This window comes from Paenibacillus sp. fava2 (genome assembly GCF_058313675.1).
In genome coordinates this window covers 5,278,706-5,294,625 of the sequence record NZ_CM177755.1, presented here as the reverse complement: position 1 = coordinate 5,294,625, position 15,920 = coordinate 5,278,706, and the positions used below count along the sequence as shown (strand labels likewise).

At 53.8% G+C, this 15,920-nt stretch carries 13 protein-coding genes; 6 read left to right on the top strand and 7 right to left on the bottom strand.

Annotation, left to right across the window (positions count from 1 at the left end; all coding sequences use genetic code 11):
• Positions 1–107 precede the first annotated feature (107 nt).
• Together AC4G46_RS23380 and AC4G46_RS23375 are read left to right on the top strand one after the other, a co-directional pair.
• Positions 108–1,049: a glycosyl hydrolase gene (locus AC4G46_RS23380; protein WP_491124821.1), complete on the top strand. Its 942-nt coding sequence runs from the start codon at positions 108–110 to the stop codon at positions 1,047–1,049.
• Between the two features lie 264 nt (positions 1,050–1,313).
• Positions 1,314–1,736 carry an HIT family protein gene (locus AC4G46_RS23375; protein WP_491124820.1) on the top strand — a complete coding sequence of 141 codons (423 nt, stop codon included), beginning with the start codon at positions 1,314–1,316 and terminating at the stop codon, positions 1,734–1,736.
• A 144-nt stretch (positions 1,737–1,880) separates the two neighbouring features.
• On the opposite strand, the gene AC4G46_RS23370 is transcribed toward AC4G46_RS23375, so the two are convergent.
• Positions 1,881–2,783: a LysR family transcriptional regulator gene (locus AC4G46_RS23370; RefSeq protein ID WP_491124819.1), complete on the bottom strand. Its 903-nt coding sequence runs from the start codon at positions 2,781–2,783 to the stop codon at positions 1,881–1,883.
• A gap of 173 nt (positions 2,784–2,956) precedes the next feature.
• Between AC4G46_RS23370 and AC4G46_RS23365 the strand changes: the two genes are divergently transcribed.
• The 4 genes from AC4G46_RS23365 to AC4G46_RS23350 all read left to right on the top strand — a co-directional run bounded on the left by AC4G46_RS23365 (position 2,957) and on the right by AC4G46_RS23350 (position 7,582).
• A complete protein-coding gene (locus tag AC4G46_RS23365) occupies positions 2,957–4,051 on the top strand; it encodes an extracellular solute-binding protein (RefSeq protein ID WP_491124818.1) in 1,095 nt (364 codons plus the stop codon).
• A gap of 9 nt (positions 4,052–4,060) precedes the next feature.
• Entirely contained in the window at positions 4,061–5,746 is a 1,686-nt protein-coding gene (locus AC4G46_RS23360; RefSeq protein ID WP_491124817.1) for an ABC transporter permease, read from the top strand.
• Positions 5,743–6,867, top strand: coding sequence for an ABC transporter ATP-binding protein (locus AC4G46_RS23355; RefSeq protein WP_491124816.1), 1,125 nt, complete (start codon positions 5,743–5,745; stop codon positions 6,865–6,867). The genes AC4G46_RS23360 and AC4G46_RS23355 overlap by 4 nt, the downstream gene beginning before the upstream one ends.
• A gap of 61 nt (positions 6,868–6,928) precedes the next feature.
• Positions 6,929–7,582 (top strand): metallophosphoesterase, encoded by a 654-nt coding sequence (locus AC4G46_RS23350; protein ID WP_491124815.1) that lies wholly within the window; start codon positions 6,929–6,931, stop codon positions 7,580–7,582.
• 27 nt (positions 7,583–7,609) lie between these two features.
• Here the strand turns inward: AC4G46_RS23350 and AC4G46_RS23345 are convergent, their stop codons facing one another.
• The 6 genes from AC4G46_RS23345 to AC4G46_RS23320 all read right to left on the bottom strand — a co-directional run bounded on the left by AC4G46_RS23345 (position 7,610) and on the right by AC4G46_RS23320 (position 15,900).
• Positions 7,610–8,728: a GerAB/ArcD/ProY family transporter gene (locus AC4G46_RS23345; RefSeq protein WP_491124814.1), complete on the bottom strand. Its 1,119-nt coding sequence runs from the start codon at positions 8,726–8,728 to the stop codon at positions 7,610–7,612.
• A 30-nt stretch (positions 8,729–8,758) separates the two neighbouring features.
• Positions 8,759–9,928 carry a Ger(x)C family spore germination protein gene (locus tag AC4G46_RS23340; RefSeq protein ID WP_491124813.1) on the bottom strand — a complete coding sequence of 390 codons (1,170 nt, stop codon included), beginning with the start codon at positions 9,926–9,928 and terminating at the stop codon, positions 8,759–8,761.
• 16 nt (positions 9,929–9,944) lie between these two features.
• A complete protein-coding gene (locus tag AC4G46_RS23335) occupies positions 9,945–11,453 on the bottom strand; it encodes a spore germination protein (RefSeq protein ID WP_491124812.1) in 1,509 nt (502 codons plus the stop codon).
• A gap of 277 nt (positions 11,454–11,730) precedes the next feature.
• Positions 11,731–13,437 carry a GMC family oxidoreductase N-terminal domain-containing protein gene (locus AC4G46_RS23330; RefSeq protein WP_491128959.1) on the bottom strand — a complete coding sequence of 569 codons (1,707 nt, stop codon included), beginning with the start codon at positions 13,435–13,437 and terminating at the stop codon, positions 11,731–11,733.
• 4 nt (positions 13,438–13,441) lie between these two features.
• On the bottom strand, positions 13,442–14,110 hold the full coding sequence (locus AC4G46_RS23325) for a hypothetical protein (protein ID WP_491124811.1): 669 nt from the start codon (positions 14,108–14,110) through the stop codon (positions 13,442–13,444).
• A 140-nt stretch (positions 14,111–14,250) separates the two neighbouring features.
• Complete coding sequence (locus AC4G46_RS23320) at positions 14,251–15,900, bottom strand: AraC family transcriptional regulator (RefSeq protein WP_491124810.1); 1,650 nt, start codon at positions 15,898–15,900, stop codon at positions 14,251–14,253.
• Positions 15,901–15,920: the final 20 nt, after the last annotated feature.

Sequence of the window (15,920 nt, the reverse complement as noted above, 5' to 3'; positions counted from 1 at the left end):
ACAATTCAAAGTATTCATTCCGGGAGATTATCGGATAGATAAGAATAGTGTAGTATTATAAGCAGCTCCCGAGCGGCGCATAACATTTTGCAGGAGAGGATAACACAATGAAGGCACCTTTATTCAGGGACCCGGTATACGACGGGGCGGCTGATCCGGTCATTATCTGGAACCGGGAAGCACAGGAATGGTGGATGATTTACACGAACCGCAGAGTATCGGCGGAGGGGGAAGGTGTGGCCTGGGTGCACGGCACCGATCTCGGCGTTGCTTCCTCGCGCGACGGCGGGACAAGCTGGCTGTACCGCGGAATACTGCAGGGGCTCGATATTGAATGGGGCCGCAACACGTTCTGGGCACCGGAGATTATCTGGCATGACGGGCTGTACCATATGTACGTCAGCTACATTCAGGGCATTCCGTCCGGCTGGGCCGGCCACCGGCGCGATATGCTCCACTATACCAGTCCTAACCTGCTGGACTGGACCTTCCGTTCCCGGCTTGAGCTGAGCTCGGACCGGGTGATCGATGCCTGCATCCACGAGCTGCCCGGCGGCGGGTTCCGCATGTGGTACAAGGATGAAGCGAACGGGTCGCATACCTATGCGGCGGATAGCAAGGACCTGTACCACTGGGAGGTTATTGGTCCGGTCATAACAGGACGGCCGCATGAAGGAGCGAACGTCTTCCGCTTCAAAGGCCACTACTGGATGATTGTAGACGAATGGCGCGGGCAGGGCGTTTTCCGCTCCGGTGACCTGGATACATGGGAGCGCAGCGGGCTGATTCTGGACCAGCCGGGAAGCCGTGAGGATGACGGTACCATCGGGCTGCATGCAGATGTCGTTGTGCAGGGCGCTGAGGCTTATATTTTCTACTTCACGCATCCCGGCAGAGACGGCAGCGAGCGTGAAGACAGTCCCGAGGGCAGATACCAGAGCCGCCGCTCCTCGGTTCAGGCTGCCCGGCTGGATGTAATTGACGGCATGCTTGTCTGCGACCGCAATGAGGGGTTTGAACTAAAGCTGGTGGCTGAGCAGGATTATTAGGCAGGCAGAATTGATTGTTCGTACTCTTGAATCTATCCGGATCTTGAAGTACTAACGGACCACAGTGAACTTATTTACCGGAAAGTAACTCTTCAAGCGAGGCTAACAGCAAAATTTATGAACCAGCTCCTCTCTTTTTATGGAAAGAGGGAGCTGTTTTTTTTGCCGGAGCCTGTAACTATTGTAACTGCAGGCAGCAGATTATAAGAGCAGGATAGAAGGGATAGAGCTGTACATAATCGTACCTGAAGGGATGTCTTCAACATGGAAAAGAATAAAGAGTGTATGTATTGTACGGAGGATGAGCGGCGGGATAACCTGATGCTTGAGGTGGCACAGCTTGCGGTATCGACGGTATTCCTGTTCAAGGAGCAGACATATAAGGGCAGATGCAATGTCGTTTACGAGGATCATGTAAAAGAGCTGTTCCAGCTGTCCCCTGAGGAACTGGCGGCCTTTATGGGCGATGTGCAAAAAGCGGCTGCCGCGGTTGACCGGGCCTTCGGGCCGGACAAGCTCAACTACGGGGCTTACGGGGACAAGCTGCATCATCTGCATATGCATATCGTTCCTAAGTATGACGGCGGGAAGGATTGGGGCTCCACCTTTGAGATGAATCCCGGGCAGACGTATTTAACAGAGCAGGAGTATGCGGAACGGATCGCACTGCTGCAAAAATATTTATAGCATCAGCATTTTAACCGTCAGCACCTCTACCCGGAGGAAGCTGGCGGTGTTTTTTTATTTTAATTATTAGTTTGTTACTTGGATTAGTGTGAAATTAATCATAACACCTTATGATAACACCGAGCTGGAATGTGGCATCACCGCCTATGAACCTGTACCGGCAATCCCCCGGATATACTCGATAAAATCCCGGATATGCCGGGCATAAATCGGCTCGTCCCGGTAGACGAGGCAGATGTGCCGGCGGTTGACGTAGCCGTCTCCCGGCAGGGGGCGGCGGATCAGCTCGCCTGCTGCCGTTTCTTTAAGGACGCTGCGCAGCGGCAGCACTCCGATGCCGGAGTTGAATTTCAGCGTCTCCTTGATCGTCTCAATCGCCCCAAGCTCCATGACGGACTGGAACTGGACGCCGGCATAAGCTGCCCACTCCTCGGCCAGCTGCCGGGAGGTGGAGCCCTGCTCATGGAGCAGAAAGGTCTCGCCCTGCAGCTGCTCTACGGTCAGCGGCACAGCTACCCCCAGCGGATGGCCCGGCTTCATGACCAGCTGCAGCTCATCCTCAATCAGCGGCAGAACATGCAGGCCTTTCAGCGGTTCGTCCGGCAGGGAGATGACCGCGGCATCAATTTCGTGATGCCTTAACAGTGAAAGCACCGTTTCGGCTTTTTTTACCGTCAGCAATAAGTCTGTATCAGGATGCAGCAGCCTGTAATCTGCCAGAAACGGGGGCAGATAATAAGTGGCAGGGGTATAGCTTGCTCCAAGCTTTAGCCTGCTGTGCGTATTCAAAGCCCTTGCCCGCATACGTTCTGCTGCTTCCTCCATAAGCGAAACAACACGTCTTGCATAGGGCAGCAGTTCCTCTGCCGCCTCGGTCCGGATCAACTTCCGTGACTGCTTGCGGAACAGCGGGGTACCGAGGCTCTCCTCAAGCTTCCGCAGATGAAAGCTGAGGGTGGGCTGGGTCAGCTCCAGTGTCTCTGCTGCCTCCTGCAAGGTCTCTCTGCGCATAACCTCTACGAATACTTTTAGCTGCTGTACATTCACTGCCTTCACTCTCCTCTATATTTGAAATATAGATGTTATCTATCAAACTTTCAATATGTATAGATATATTTAATAAAACTAACACCCAGGCTTAACGTTGCTCTTACACAAGGTTGTTAAAGTTTGAAGTAACGCTAAGGCGAAACAAGAAGCTCAAGGGGGATTAATCAATCGTGAAACGGAATTGGCTCAAAACAGCAGGTATTGCAGCAGGTGCGCTCTCACTACTCGCGGTAACAGCTTGCGGAGGACAGAACCAGAGTAATACAACTGCTGCAGCGGCTGACGGGAATGCGGCGGCAACAGCTGAACCAGCGGCAACAGCAGCACCTGCCGGCGACCAGACGCTGACAGTGTACCTGAATGATTTTGATGCGGTCATCGGTGAAATGTTTGAGAAAGAGACCGGCATCAAGCTGAACATCGTCTCCGGTAACGGTGCCGAGATTATGTCCCGTATTGAAGCCGAGCAGGGCAATCCGCAATGGGATGTCGTGTGGATCGATGCGATGCCTTCGATTAACGGGCTGGATGCTAAAGGCCAACTGCTTACCGGCTGGACGCCGGAAAATGTGGCCGGACTGAAAGACAACTATGAATCGCTGATTCCCGAAGACGGCTCGTATTATCCGACCGGAGCCCATGCTGCAGGAATCATCGTCTACAATAAAAACAACATCACGGGTGCAGATATTCCTGCCTCCTGGGAAGATTTGAGCCGCGCAGCCTACAAGGGCAGACTGGGCATGGCTGATCCGGCGATTGCGGCACCGGCTTATCCGTTTGTTTCCAGCTTTTTTGAGGACAAGGGAATGGATGGCGGAAAGGCTTACTTCAATACGCTGATGGAGCAGGGGCTGCGCGTATATCCGAAGAATCCGCAGGTGGTACAGGCTCTGACTGCAGGGGAAATTGATATTGCTGCACTGCAGGAGTCGAATGCATATTCGATGGTTGCTGCGGGAGAGCCGGTAGAGCTGGTATGGCCTGAAGAGGGAGCGCCGGCATCCGTACGTGTTGCAGCAATCCAAAAGGACACGGCTAATGCTGACGCGGCGAAGCAGTTCGTGAGCTTCCTGCTGGAGCCGGAAGTGCAGCAGGAGCTGGTTGATACCGGGGACGAGGCTTACTTTGAACCGTCGGCAGAGGGCGCAGAACCGAAAGCTGACCGTGCTGCTGACGCGAAGCTGAACTTTACAGATGCTGCATGGGCGAGCGGGCATGAGGCCGAGATCAAGCAATGGTTTGCCGATCAGGCTGTGCAGTAAGCTGGTATTATGCTAAAGGCGCTTAATGTAAACCGGCTGGGCTGGATCGTCAGCATCCTGCTCGCCATTCTTGTCCTGTTTCCTCTGGCAGCGGTCATCATCCAGGTGCTGCTGCCGGGTGTTTTCTTCGGTGAACTGAATTTTGGCGATCTGTCGCTCCTGCTTGATGTCTTCAACCGCCCGCTCTGGAGAAAATCGCTGGAGAACTCGCTGCTGCTGGGAATCGGCACTACGCTGTTTGGAACCATTCTGGGGACGGTGCTGGCTATGGCCCGTTCCCGCTGGTCTTTCCGGGGGGCCGCGCTGCTGGATGCCGCCGCCTGGATTCTCTTTATCATGCCTTCCTTCATCCTGGCCCAGGGCTGGATTATGTTCTCCGCCGGCAACGGCCTGGCCGCGTCCCTGTTCGGCTGGAAATGGGTAAGCTCCGCTGTATTCTCACCTGCCGGCCTGGTTGCGGTGATGACCTTCAGCAAGTTCCCACTGGCTTATCTGACCGTACGGGCGGCGATGGAGTGGAAAATGGATATGTTGTCACAGGCTGCAAGGCTGTGCGGTGCCAGTTCATGGCGCGTGTGGCGGACGGTGGAGGTTCCGCTGCTGCTGCCGTCTATTTTTTCCGGCGCATTGCTAGTCTTTATGGATACGGTCGGAGACTTCGGTCTTCCTTCGGCAATAGCGGTAGTCTACCGCTTTCCGACACTGCCTTATTCCATCTATTCGGCTATTTACACCTCTCCGATCCGCTTCGACATGGCGGGAGTGCTGTCCCTGTATCTGGTGCTGCTGATCGCCATGGCGATTGCCGTGCAGTTCTATGTGCTGCGCAGAGCCAGATATGACATTCTGTCAGGGCGGGCTGTTCGCTCGGCTCCCGGCTCTGCCGGTAAATACAGCTGGCTGATCAGCTGCGCGGTGGGTCTGCTGCTTGTCATCGTTATTGGCATTCCGATCGGCTCAAGCCTGGTCATGTCTATCCTGCAGGTACAATCAGGCGGACTGGTCAAAGGCAATCTGACGCTTGAGCATTACAGCGAGCTGTTCCGCCAAGGAGCGGATCTATTCCCCGGGATCGGCAGATCGCTGGCGATTGCGGCTGCAGCCTCTGTATTTGGGCTGATCATCGGGCTTGGTGCGGCGTTTGTGCTGTCGTATTCCCGGTTCAAATTTAAAAAGCTAATTGAGACCGCTACGCTGATCTCTTTCGCGGTCCCGGGCGTTGTGCTCGGTATCGGCTATATTTTTGTCTGGAACCAGAAGTGGCTGGAGCCGCTGGGACTCAGACTGTACAGCAAGCCGCCGATTCTGGTGCTGGCTGCCATTGCCGGGGCGATTCCGGTGATCACTCGGGTTATCACCGGCTCGATGGCCAAGGTTCCCGGGCATCTGCTGGATGCCGCACAGATCCAGGGAGCTTCCCTGGTCACCCGGGTGCGTACGATCCTGATCCCGCTGATCCGCGGCGCACTGGTGTCTGGTGCACTTGCCGCCTTCGGCTCCTGCATCTTTGATCTGGCGGTCAACTCCATTTTGTTCCCGCCGAATTTTGTAACCCTGCCGATTGTCATTGATGATGCCTTTGAAGATATGCGGTTCGGCTACGCATCTGCGGCTACAGTGACCGGAGGAGGCATCATTGTACTGATCCTTGTTGTAATTGAAACCATCTTTAAGAAGAGAGGGGCGAGAGCATGAGACAGCCACAGAATGTAAACGCCCCGGGCACACCGCTGCTCGAAATCCGCAATTTGCAAAAAAGCTACGGCGGTTTCCAAGCGCTAGGCGGTATCAACCTTGAGCTGCAGGAGGGTGAGATTATCAGTGTGCTGGGTCCCTCGGGCTGCGGCAAGTCAACGCTGCTCCAGCTCGTTGCCGGACTGAGCCAGCCGGATGGGGGAGAAATCTTGCTGCACGGGAAGGCGATTGCGACTGCCTCCCGGATGACGCCGCCCGAAAAACGGGGCATCAACATGGTGTTCCAGGACTATGCGCTGTGGCCCCATATGAATGTGTATGATAATGTCGCTTACGGGCTCAGACAGAAGCGATTGTCTGCGCAAGCCATTAAACAAAAGGTGAAGGAGGCCCTGACGCTGCTTCAGCTTGAAGGCTTCGAGCGGCGTCTGCCGCCGCAGCTGTCAGGCGGCCAGCAGCAGCGGGTGGCAATTGCCCGCGCCCTGGTAACAGAGCCGCGGCTGATGCTGCTCGATGAGCCGCTCTCCAACCTGGACATGCGGCTGCGCGTGGAGATGCGCACCGAGATGTCAGTGCTGTTCCGGAGGCTGAAAATGAGCGTGTTCCATGTGACCCACGATCCGGAGGAGGCCTTCGCGATGGCCGACAAGCTGCTGCTGATGCGCAGCGGGGCTATTGACCAGCTGGATACGCCGATGGCCTGCTACAATAAGCCAGCCAGCAGGCAGGCAGCTTCGCTGCTGGGTGCGATCAACGTACTGAACGGCACCTTTGCCGGATCACCGGGGGATGCCGCCCTGCAATGTTCAGCAGGTCTGCTGCGCGGGACCGTCTGCGGGCCGGACGGCAGCCTGCAGACGGGAAAAAGTGCGGAGCTGCGCTTCCGCCCGGAAGCAGTTAAAGTGCTGCCCGCCGGAGCAGAAGCTTCTAATGAACGTGGAGATTTCAACCGGATTGAAGCTACAGTCATCCACTCGACCTTCGAGGGAACCAAATGGCGGACAATGGCAGAGTCGGCGGCAGGGGAGCGCTTATACCTGTTCAGCGAAGAACAGCGGGATGGCGGGAGCATCATCCATGCCGAGCTTCCCAGCGAATCCGCCTACATTTATGCAAACTGAGAGCAAGATTAACATACAGATCACTTCGGGAAAGGCCGCTGATATTGTGCTGCACACATCATTGAATAGAGGCAGACTGCTGGCGATTTCAGACATCCACGGACATGCCGGAGGCCTGCTGCAGCTGCTTGATATCGCTGAATATAATCCCGCTTTAGACCGTCTGATTCTGGTAGGGGATTACATAGACGAAGATCCGCCGAGCTGGGAGACGCTGCATCTGGTCCGGAGGCTGACGGAGGAAGGGGCTTTGGCCGTACCGGGCAATATGGAGCTGCGGCTGCCGGAGCTGCTCATGGATTCGGCAGCCGGAGTAGCCGGGAGCGGAGAGCTTAAGGAATGGCTGCGGGGACTGCCACCGTACATCGAAGCGGACGGTTACCTGTTCGTTCACGCCGGATTCCGTCCGGATAGGCCGCTTGCCGGGCAAACGCTGCGAGACATGACCGAGATCCGCGAGGATTTCTGGGGAGCCCAGCCGCCGGCGTATGCCGGCAAAGGTATCATTTTCGGGCATACGCCAACCTTTAAAATAGGCGCCAAAGCAGGCGAGGTCTGGAGAAAGCCAGGTTTAACCGGCATCGATACAGGCGCGAAGCATAACTTCCGGCTGACGCTGCTGGATGTCCACAACGCCGTTGCCTACTCCTGCGCGACAGAAAAGACCCGGCAGCATTACAGGGATTTCAAAATGGAGAACCTGAAGGGTTGTTAATACTTGTTCCTGAAGGTGCCTCTAACGCTATCCATTACCATTTTTCGCAGCGGAAGCCGCGCTTCCCTTCTTTAATTTCCCTATTACCACCAGCAAAAAAGGCAGTCCCAGCATGTTCACAGGCAGAGCAAACGGCACCCAGTACCGCTGCAGATAATTCGTTGTAGCTTCGATTACATTTTGCGGAATCAGCGCAAAGGCAAATATAACTGGAGCAATGTACCAGGTCATCATTCTCCAGCTCCGTATCTTCAGAAACTGCGCGGTTCCGTAGCTTACCAGGAAGAAATAGACGGCCAGCTTGACAAATACACTGGAAATCCAGATTACGACCGGAATGGCATCGAAGTTGTCGATGAAGCCAAACAGTGAGATTTTCTGGGCCATTTCAAAAAATGGATACCACATGTTAGGGCTGAGATTGACGCCAAGCACGGCAATAATCATGATTGTGGACAGCAGTACCACCAGGTTTGCCACCAGCACCGCCAGGAACGTATAGGCGCGCCCTTTGCGCGGCTGGGATAAAAAGGAGGCGAACATCAGATACTCGACCGAATGGCCCAGATACGAAGCCGGAGCCAGTGAGCCCTTTAAAATCTCCTTATAGCCGCTATCGACATAGAAGGGGAGAATATGCTTCAAGTTAATGTTGTTGATGTTGGCAAGCAGGACAAAAACGACCATGATCACAATGATGGGACCGAGGAATTCGCTGCAGCGGGCGATCCCTTCAATTCCTCCGTTATAGGATGCATAGGCAATCAACAGGACCATCAGCAGAATAACGAATTCCTTGGGCGTCTCCGGCAGCAGCATAACATTAACAAGGTCTGAAAACTGGCGGAGAACAATCGGGATAATGGTATACCATTGCACCAGATAGATGACAATCACCAGCTTGCCGGGCCATGCACCAAATACTACCGGGGCATAATCGATCAGATTCTGGCCTGGGAATATACGGGCAACTGACGTTACCAGAAAGGCAACGGCCAGTGCTATACAGCCTGCCGCAATAATGGAGAGCCAAGCATCCTGCTTGGCGGCCTGCAGGCTCGGGGTAATCGTCATGACCAGAGTCATGCCGAGATTCATGCTCAAGATGATCCAGAATACCTGCACGCCGGATATTTTCAGATTCATTGTGTGCATCCTCTTCATTTTATGGTTTCGCTATTTTTGCAGATAAGTACGGCCATGTGTTTTGCCTAACTGCTCGATATGGAATTCAACTTCAACATTTACTTTCATTTCGGGAAAAACTTCGCTCCAGGAGTCCTGGATACTTTTCCAGTAATAAGGGTGTTCGATATGGAGTTCCTCGCCCAGGCCAAAGATGTCCGACTTCATTTCTTTCTGGACATGTGTCAGCAGGCCTTCGATCCGCTCCTGTAATTTAATCGAGAATAATTGTTCTATATTTTTCCTGTTCTTCGCATTGTCCAGATTCAGCCTTGTGTTGTTAGAGACGACATTGACTATGGTATGGAATTTAACTTTGGCCTGGGGATGACCATCAATGATCTTGGTATGAACATGCACTTCGCTCTCTGAAGCCTTCACACTGATGGTGCCTTTATAATCTCTGTCTTCAGGCTCTGCCTGAATCGTAAATCCCAGGCGGTAGGGGTCGCCAATCCACCAGCGCAGCAGCTCCAGTTCTTCGGGCTCGGTAAATCCGCTCAGCTTATTACCGAGGTAGACCGCAGCCCTGTCGATCGCAACCGATTCCTGGTTCGTGCCCTTGCGGACAACCCGGATGGCGGCAGTTACGGGGGATGTCCCGGGTGAGGAGAACGCCTCCAGAAACTGATCGAACTTCACGGAGAAGCTCTGTCTGCTGCTTTGAATTTTGCTGATCGCGAGTGCCGGAATAAGCTCCATTGGATAAGGGGCGCTGAGAATTTCTTTGGCTGTTGCTCCATAGGCCGTTAACACGTAGCTGTTGTAACGGGTCTCCGGGAACCGCGTAAAAAGATCCTGAATCTGATTAAGGCCATGCCGCGCATAGTTCTCTCCGATCAGGAACACTTCCCTGTGGCCAAAATAAACGTATCTGGACATTTGCTGCTGTATCCGGCCCAGAGCCTCCTGCAAGTCATTGCCTTTGGCGGAGATGACGACTACCTGCTTCTGGCTGCCCCCTGACTTCACTGCGCTGGGTATACCCGTAGGCAGCGCAATCTGATAGGACACCTCAACAAGCCCGCTGTCCGTTAGATCGATCCCGCTGCCCATGATTAGGGCAAGATCATCCATCTCCCTGCGGTCCCAGCAGCCGGTTGTCATACAGAGGATAATCAGTAGAAGCATATATCTGCATGCCACTGCCAATCTGCTCATTTTAATCCCACCCCAATTAATGCCTTGTATGTTTATGGCGTTTTCTCAAAATCTGCCACGGGGCTCTCCATAACGAGTCCGCTAGTCCGGTAACTTTGATAGGTGCAAGCGGAGACAAATAGGGTACACCGAAGGAACGCAAATTGACCAAATGCACCAATATGACGAGCAAACCGATACCCACCCCGTAGAGGCCGAAGGTTGCAGCAAGCAGCATGAGCGGAAACCGGATAATGCTGATGGCCTGACTCATTCCCGGATTAGGGATCAGAAAAGAAGAGATACCGGTTATAGATACAACAATGATGATCGTGGCCGAAATGATACCGGCCTGAACGGCTGCTTGTCCAATAACAAGTGCGCCTACAATGCTTATCGTCTGGCCGACAGGACGGGGAAGGCGGATACCGGCTTCACGTAAGGCTTCAAAAGTAACCTCCATGATCAGTGCCTCCACAATGGCCGGGAAAGGCACAACCTCACGGGCGGCAGCAAGACTCAAAGTTAAGCTTGTGGGAATCATTTCCTGATGAAACGTTGTAACGGCAATAAAAATCGAAGGCAGCGCCATAGCAAAAAATGCGAACAGATATCTCAGCCAGCGCAGCATGGTAGCAAACATAAATTTCATATAATAATCTTCTGCAGACTGAAAGCCGAACCAGAAGGTGACGGGTAAGATTAACACCATTGGCGAGCCGTCGGTGATAACGGCGACTTTGCCTTCAATCAATGAGCCGGTTGTCATATCCGGACGCTGGGTCGCCTGAATGACAGGGAAGGGCGAATAGGGATGATCGCTGATTAATTCTTCGATATAACCGGATTCGAGGATGCTGTCCATGTTGATAGAGGCTATACGTTTTTTTACTTCCTCAACCACGCTTTTCTGGGCGATATCTTCAATGTAGACGATGGTAACATTAGTGCGGGAAAGGCTGCCGGCACTGAGTTTTTCTGTTTTCAGCCGGGGGGTACGGAGCCTGTGCCGGATTAGGGCAAGATTGATGTCCATTTTCTCTATGAATCCGTAGCGCGGTCCGCGGATAACGGCTTCCGTTGACGGCTCATCCAGTGCGCGGTTCAGCTTATCCTTGACCGAGTAGGAAAAGGCTTGTGAAGAGCCTTCAATAAACAGGAGCGTCTCCCCGGTGACAATGCGCCCTGCCGCTTCTTTCATAGTCATAACAACTGTGGGCTGGACAATCGAGGAGAAGCCCACTGTAAGCTGCTCATGCAGCTGGGATAAGTCGCAGACCGGAGATTCTGATTCCTGTGTAATAGGCTCCAGGAAGCCATCATCCCACAGCTGCTTATCGATCAGCACATCCAGGTAAACCGCCATGGCAGGCTTGGAGCCGAAGATCATGAGCTTGCGCACAACGAGATCGGAGCAATTCTCGAATATTTGAGTAACGCAATGCTTGTTATCCTCCAGCCTCTCTGAGATATTGGAATCTATTTCAGGTTCAAGTGCATTAATTTTTTTGGCAAAAGGGTCCTTTGACCGTTTGTTTAGTCTCATCAGCCTGCCACCTCCAGATGCCTTAATATTCGCCATCTATTCCCTGTTTATCCAAGTGGAATGAAAAAAGGCTATCCGCGAAGCTGTATCAGCCTCATGGAATAGCCTTGTATACCCGGGTATAGTTTCCCGGCTGCTGCAGATACTTCATGCATAGGATACGGATGTCTGCGAAAAGGAAGTGAGGAAGGTTGAAGCGCTTGGGAAAGATTCTGGCTTTTCTGATCATCATTATCTTATCGGGAGCAGTGCTCTACTACTCAACGGTGCTGGCGAGCTAGCTGAAATACTTGCTGACGATCTTTTCGGCTGTCCGTGTAGCCAGCGCCTGGGTTGTTAATGTCGGGTTGGGGCCGCCAATTCCGTTATAGTGCACACTGTTATCCGCAATGAATAAGCGTTTGACCTGATAGGCCTCGCAGCTCGTATCGGTGACATAACCCATCCGCATCGTACTCTCCAGATGCAGCATAAAACCGAAAGGGGTATCCGAGCGGATAATCTGTCTGGCCCCGGCTTGCTTCAAGGTCTCGGAAGCGTATCTGGCCAGCTGATCACGCCGTTTGAGTGTGTTCGGGCTGGGGGTATAATGAATGATCGGGATGGGTCCATGCTCGTCTTTGAGCAGAGGATCAACTTCAACCCGGTTGCGGTAGAGCGTATCATCATCGGTCAGGAGCAGCATCGTCATAGTCCGGCTGTAATTCATCATCAATTCCTTAAGCTGCGGGCCCACGACTCTGCCGCGGATATTCCACGGCTCTCCGGGCTCCGGCGGGTTCAGTGCATCATATCCTGCTTCACTGAAGCCATAGGTCAGGAAAGACATTAACCCCGGACTTAGACATGAGACCTGGAAGATTCCCGTTCCAGGAATATCTACCCGGGCCCCTGAGGTATGGCCGACATAGGGATAAACTGCAGGCTGGCCCATTATGCGCATAAGCTCCTTCTCCTCAAACACGCCGCCAACCCAATCAAAGCAATGATTGGTTAAGCCTCTGCCGACCCATTCATTATAGGGCAGATCCGAATTCAGCCACAGCCGCGGTGTTTCGATACAGCCGGCTGCCATAATGACGGTCCTGGCGGTCAGCTCCCCGGTTTCACCTGTCCAGGTATCCCGGAACCGGACACCGGTTGCACGTATGCCCTCTTTGGAGTCATTTGATGTAAGAATTTTAGTAACGAAGGAGTTGGGCCGGATCGCCACATTGCCGGTTTTCAGGGCAAGCGGTACATAGCTGACGAGGGTGCTGCGCTTGGCAATTTTGTCTACCGAAGGACCGGATGCACATCCGTTGACGCAATTCCCCCTCAGCGTACAGCCTTCCATATTGGATAACTCTTCAAGTGAATATCGTGGATCCATCAGATTCCCGTTAGGGGGAAGGATGGCGTTCGGATTCGGCCGGTAGCCCGGGGTGGTCACGTTCAACGTTGGATTCAGCTGCCAGCCTGCTTTTTTGGCACCATAATAAAAAAGCTCTTCCTTCGGCGTTGTGGGTGAAAATTGCACTGGCAGCGTAGCTTCGGCTTTCTCATAATAAGGAATCAGCTCACGGTAGCTTATCGGCCATATCTGGTCAATCGCCTGGGGAAAAGCGCGCGGCGACTGTGACCAGTAATGCTGCGTTGTGCCGCCGACACCGGAAGCCTGCCAGATATCGCCCTTCTGCCGCATGATCCGGTGCCAGGGCGTACGGCGCCTGTCGGCAGGGCCAAAACGAAAGGTGCCCGATACCACATCATTCATATTGTTTTCGTACGAGTTGAAGACTCTTTTATAGATCCCGATATCCAGATCCTTATAATCAGAGCTCCAATCCCCGCCGTGTTCACTGTTCGGATTCGCCCAGTGCTTGTTGCCGTACCAGGCCCCCGCTTCCAGTACCAGTACTTTCAGGCCGGCTTCCCCAAGCTCTTTGGCCGCAACCGCACCGCCGCCCCCGGAACCGATCACAATGACATCAGCATCGAACATAGACTCAGCTGCGTACAATAGATGACCCTCCTCCTTGCCGCTCAATGGTCAATACATTGCCCATAAAGGCCCGGTAGCCTGGGACGATGCCCGGATAGCACACCTGGCTCCAACCCGGCGGGAACCCCTCCAGCCTCCGTTCTGTCGGGGTCCTCAGCCGGGTGCTTCCATATGCCGGCCATTCGGAATAATTCCCGAACATAGTCTGCCTGTTAAGGAAATCAATGATATACCTGATAAGCCCCCGGTCATTCCGGTAGGGGGGAGGAAATGCGGCAAAGTCAAGCTGATCAGACTGATCCAGCATGGCAAGCACCCGGATCCGGTCTGACGGATGAAGAGCCGCAAACGGATATTCAGTGTGGCCCGGGTAAAGGGGATAGTCCTGATGTTGTCCTGATGCGATGAATTGGACGGCACCGCAATTAAGCAATTCCGCTGTAGGAGCGGCTAACGGTACTGTTGTCAGATAAAAGCCTAGCCAAAGTGAGAGATTATGGTCCAGTTCCCAGATTAAATACTCGTGAACACATAATTGAACAGCTCCGGCAGATTGTACGGCCCCATGCGCAGAACAGGCTGCGGTATACGGGATAATGGCTTCGACTAGAGCACGAAAGGTGACATAGGTATGGGGAGAGACAGCTGCGGCATAGCCTGCGGCCTGATGCATGACAAATCCCCCTTCACATCAAACGGGTCAGATCATTTTCTGAAAATAAGAATGATGGTTCCCTGATATAAATACCTATTCCCCGGAATGCTGTTTCAGACGCTGATTCAAAGAATTGGAAAAGAAAATGGATAACAGGCTCACAACCGGCTGTTTTCCGGCGCACCCCGCTCAGGCGCTGAGCCTGCCCCGGCTTGCTGCATATACTCCCGCGGCGACATGCCTGTTACCTTCTTGAACACTTTACTGAAATAGAAGGCGCTCTCATAACCGAGTTTCTGCGAGATTTCATAGATACGGCCTTCGCCGCGCAGCATCATCTCTTTGGCGGCTGTCATTTTGGTCTCGGTGATATACTCCACATAATTGACCTTGGCCGTTTTGGAGAACAGGTGGCTCAGGTAGTTAGGGCTGAAGTTGAAGACATCGGCCACCTGGTTGAGCGAGAGCTTGGAGCCGAGATTGCGTTTGATGTACTCCTGGACATTCTTTACGATCTGCTCCTTGTAGCTCTGCCTGCGGGTGGACAGCATTTCCGAGACGCCGTCCCGGAAGCAGACCAGCCAGCCGGCGATCTCTTCAATGGAATGCATCTGGTAGATTGCGCGGTAGCCCTCCTGCTCATGGCCGAATATATGCTCAACGATCTCTTCGCCATCTGCCAGCAGCGAGGTAGCCATGTAGAGGATATTACAGGCTGCGTCGGTGGCGGGGACAAGCAGGTCGGACCGGCCGTCGAAGATTTCGATCATTCTGGAGATGATCGCGTACAGCGCCTGGGTATCCATCTCCTCAAAGGCCCGGCGGATCTCGGAGCGTGACTCCGAGAAATCAAACAGCGGAAAGTCCTGCTCCGGCGGCTTGCCTTCGGAGTAGAAGACGAAGGACTGGGCCTTCACCGCAGCCGGCAGCGCCTTGCGGGCGGCAAGATAGCTCTCCCGCAGCAGATAAGGGTCCTCCACGGCAAAGCCGATCGCCCCGATAATCGTCACATTGAAATAGTTGTGCAGCACGGAGGCCATATCGGCCAGCAGCTTCTGGGTATCCGGCATCCACAGCTGCGGATCGGTTCCGCAGACAGGCAGGGTAACGGCAAAGTTGCGCAGGTCGAGGCTCGTTACATGGCAGGGGCGGATGGACGTAAGTGTATCCTTGGCCATCTGCACCGTGCTTGAGCAGAGGGCGACCAGCTTATCCCCGCGCGGCGGGACGGTGTCCGGGCCGAGAATCCGGCAGGTGCAGACCACATAAGCAGATTCGCTGAGGTCGAGATCAAGGTCCTCTTGCTGTAGCAGGTACTGGTTTTTGTTCTCGAACAGATTGTTGAACAGCCGGACGAAAAATTTATCCCGCTCGGCCTGCAGGTTGCCGCGGTGCACCAGCTTCGGGTAGCTCTCGATCGTCTGATATTCTCCGAGCAGGGTAATCGCCCGCTGGATGGACGCGGCCAGCGTCTCCGGGGTCAGCTCCAGCTTCACCAGATAATCGGCAGCCTGCACTTCAATGGCGCTGCGCGCATATTCGAACTCCTCGTAGCTGGTCAGGATGATGAACAGGGGGACGCGGCCGTATTTTTTGCGTACGGAATCAGCGACCTGCAGACCGGTTTTGATCGGCATTTTGATATCGCTGATGACAATATCCGGGCGCAGGCTGTCGATCATTTCCTCCTCCTGGGCCCCGTTATGGGCAATGCCGACAATTTCAATATTATACTGCTCCCATTTCAGCATGGATTGCAGGCCGATGCAGACGAGTGCCTCATCATCGGCAATCAGCAGCTTGATCAAGCGTATCACTTCCTTGCTTT

Excerpts from the sequence above, each read along its gene's own strand:
- AC4G46_RS23355 (WP_491124816.1), top strand. The coding sequence starts at position 5,743 with ATGAGACAGCCACAGAATGTAAACGCCCCGGGCACACCGCTGCTCGAA.
- AC4G46_RS23375 (WP_491124820.1), top strand. The coding sequence starts at position 1,314 with ATGGAAAAGAATAAAGAGTGTATGTATTGTACGGAGGATGAGCGGCGG.
- AC4G46_RS23340 (WP_491124813.1), bottom strand. The coding sequence starts at position 9,928 with ATGAGCAGATTGGCAGTGGCATGCAGATATATGCTTCTACTGATTATC.
- AC4G46_RS23325 (WP_491124811.1), bottom strand. The coding sequence starts at position 14,110 with ATGCATCAGGCCGCAGGCTATGCCGCAGCTGTCTCTCCCCATACCTAT.
- AC4G46_RS23335 (WP_491124812.1), bottom strand. The coding sequence starts at position 11,453 with ATGAGACTAAACAAACGGTCAAAGGACCCTTTTGCCAAAAAAATTAAT.
- AC4G46_RS23345 (WP_491124814.1), bottom strand. The coding sequence starts at position 8,728 with ATGAATCTGAAAATATCCGGCGTGCAGGTATTCTGGATCATCTTGAGC.
- AC4G46_RS23330 (WP_491128959.1), bottom strand. The coding sequence starts at position 13,437 with ATGTTCGATGCTGATGTCATTGTGATCGGTTCCGGGGGCGGCGGTGCG.
- AC4G46_RS23380 (WP_491124821.1), top strand. The coding sequence starts at position 108 with ATGAAGGCACCTTTATTCAGGGACCCGGTATACGACGGGGCGGCTGAT.
- AC4G46_RS23360 (WP_491124817.1), top strand. The coding sequence starts at position 4,061 with ATGCTAAAGGCGCTTAATGTAAACCGGCTGGGCTGGATCGTCAGCATC.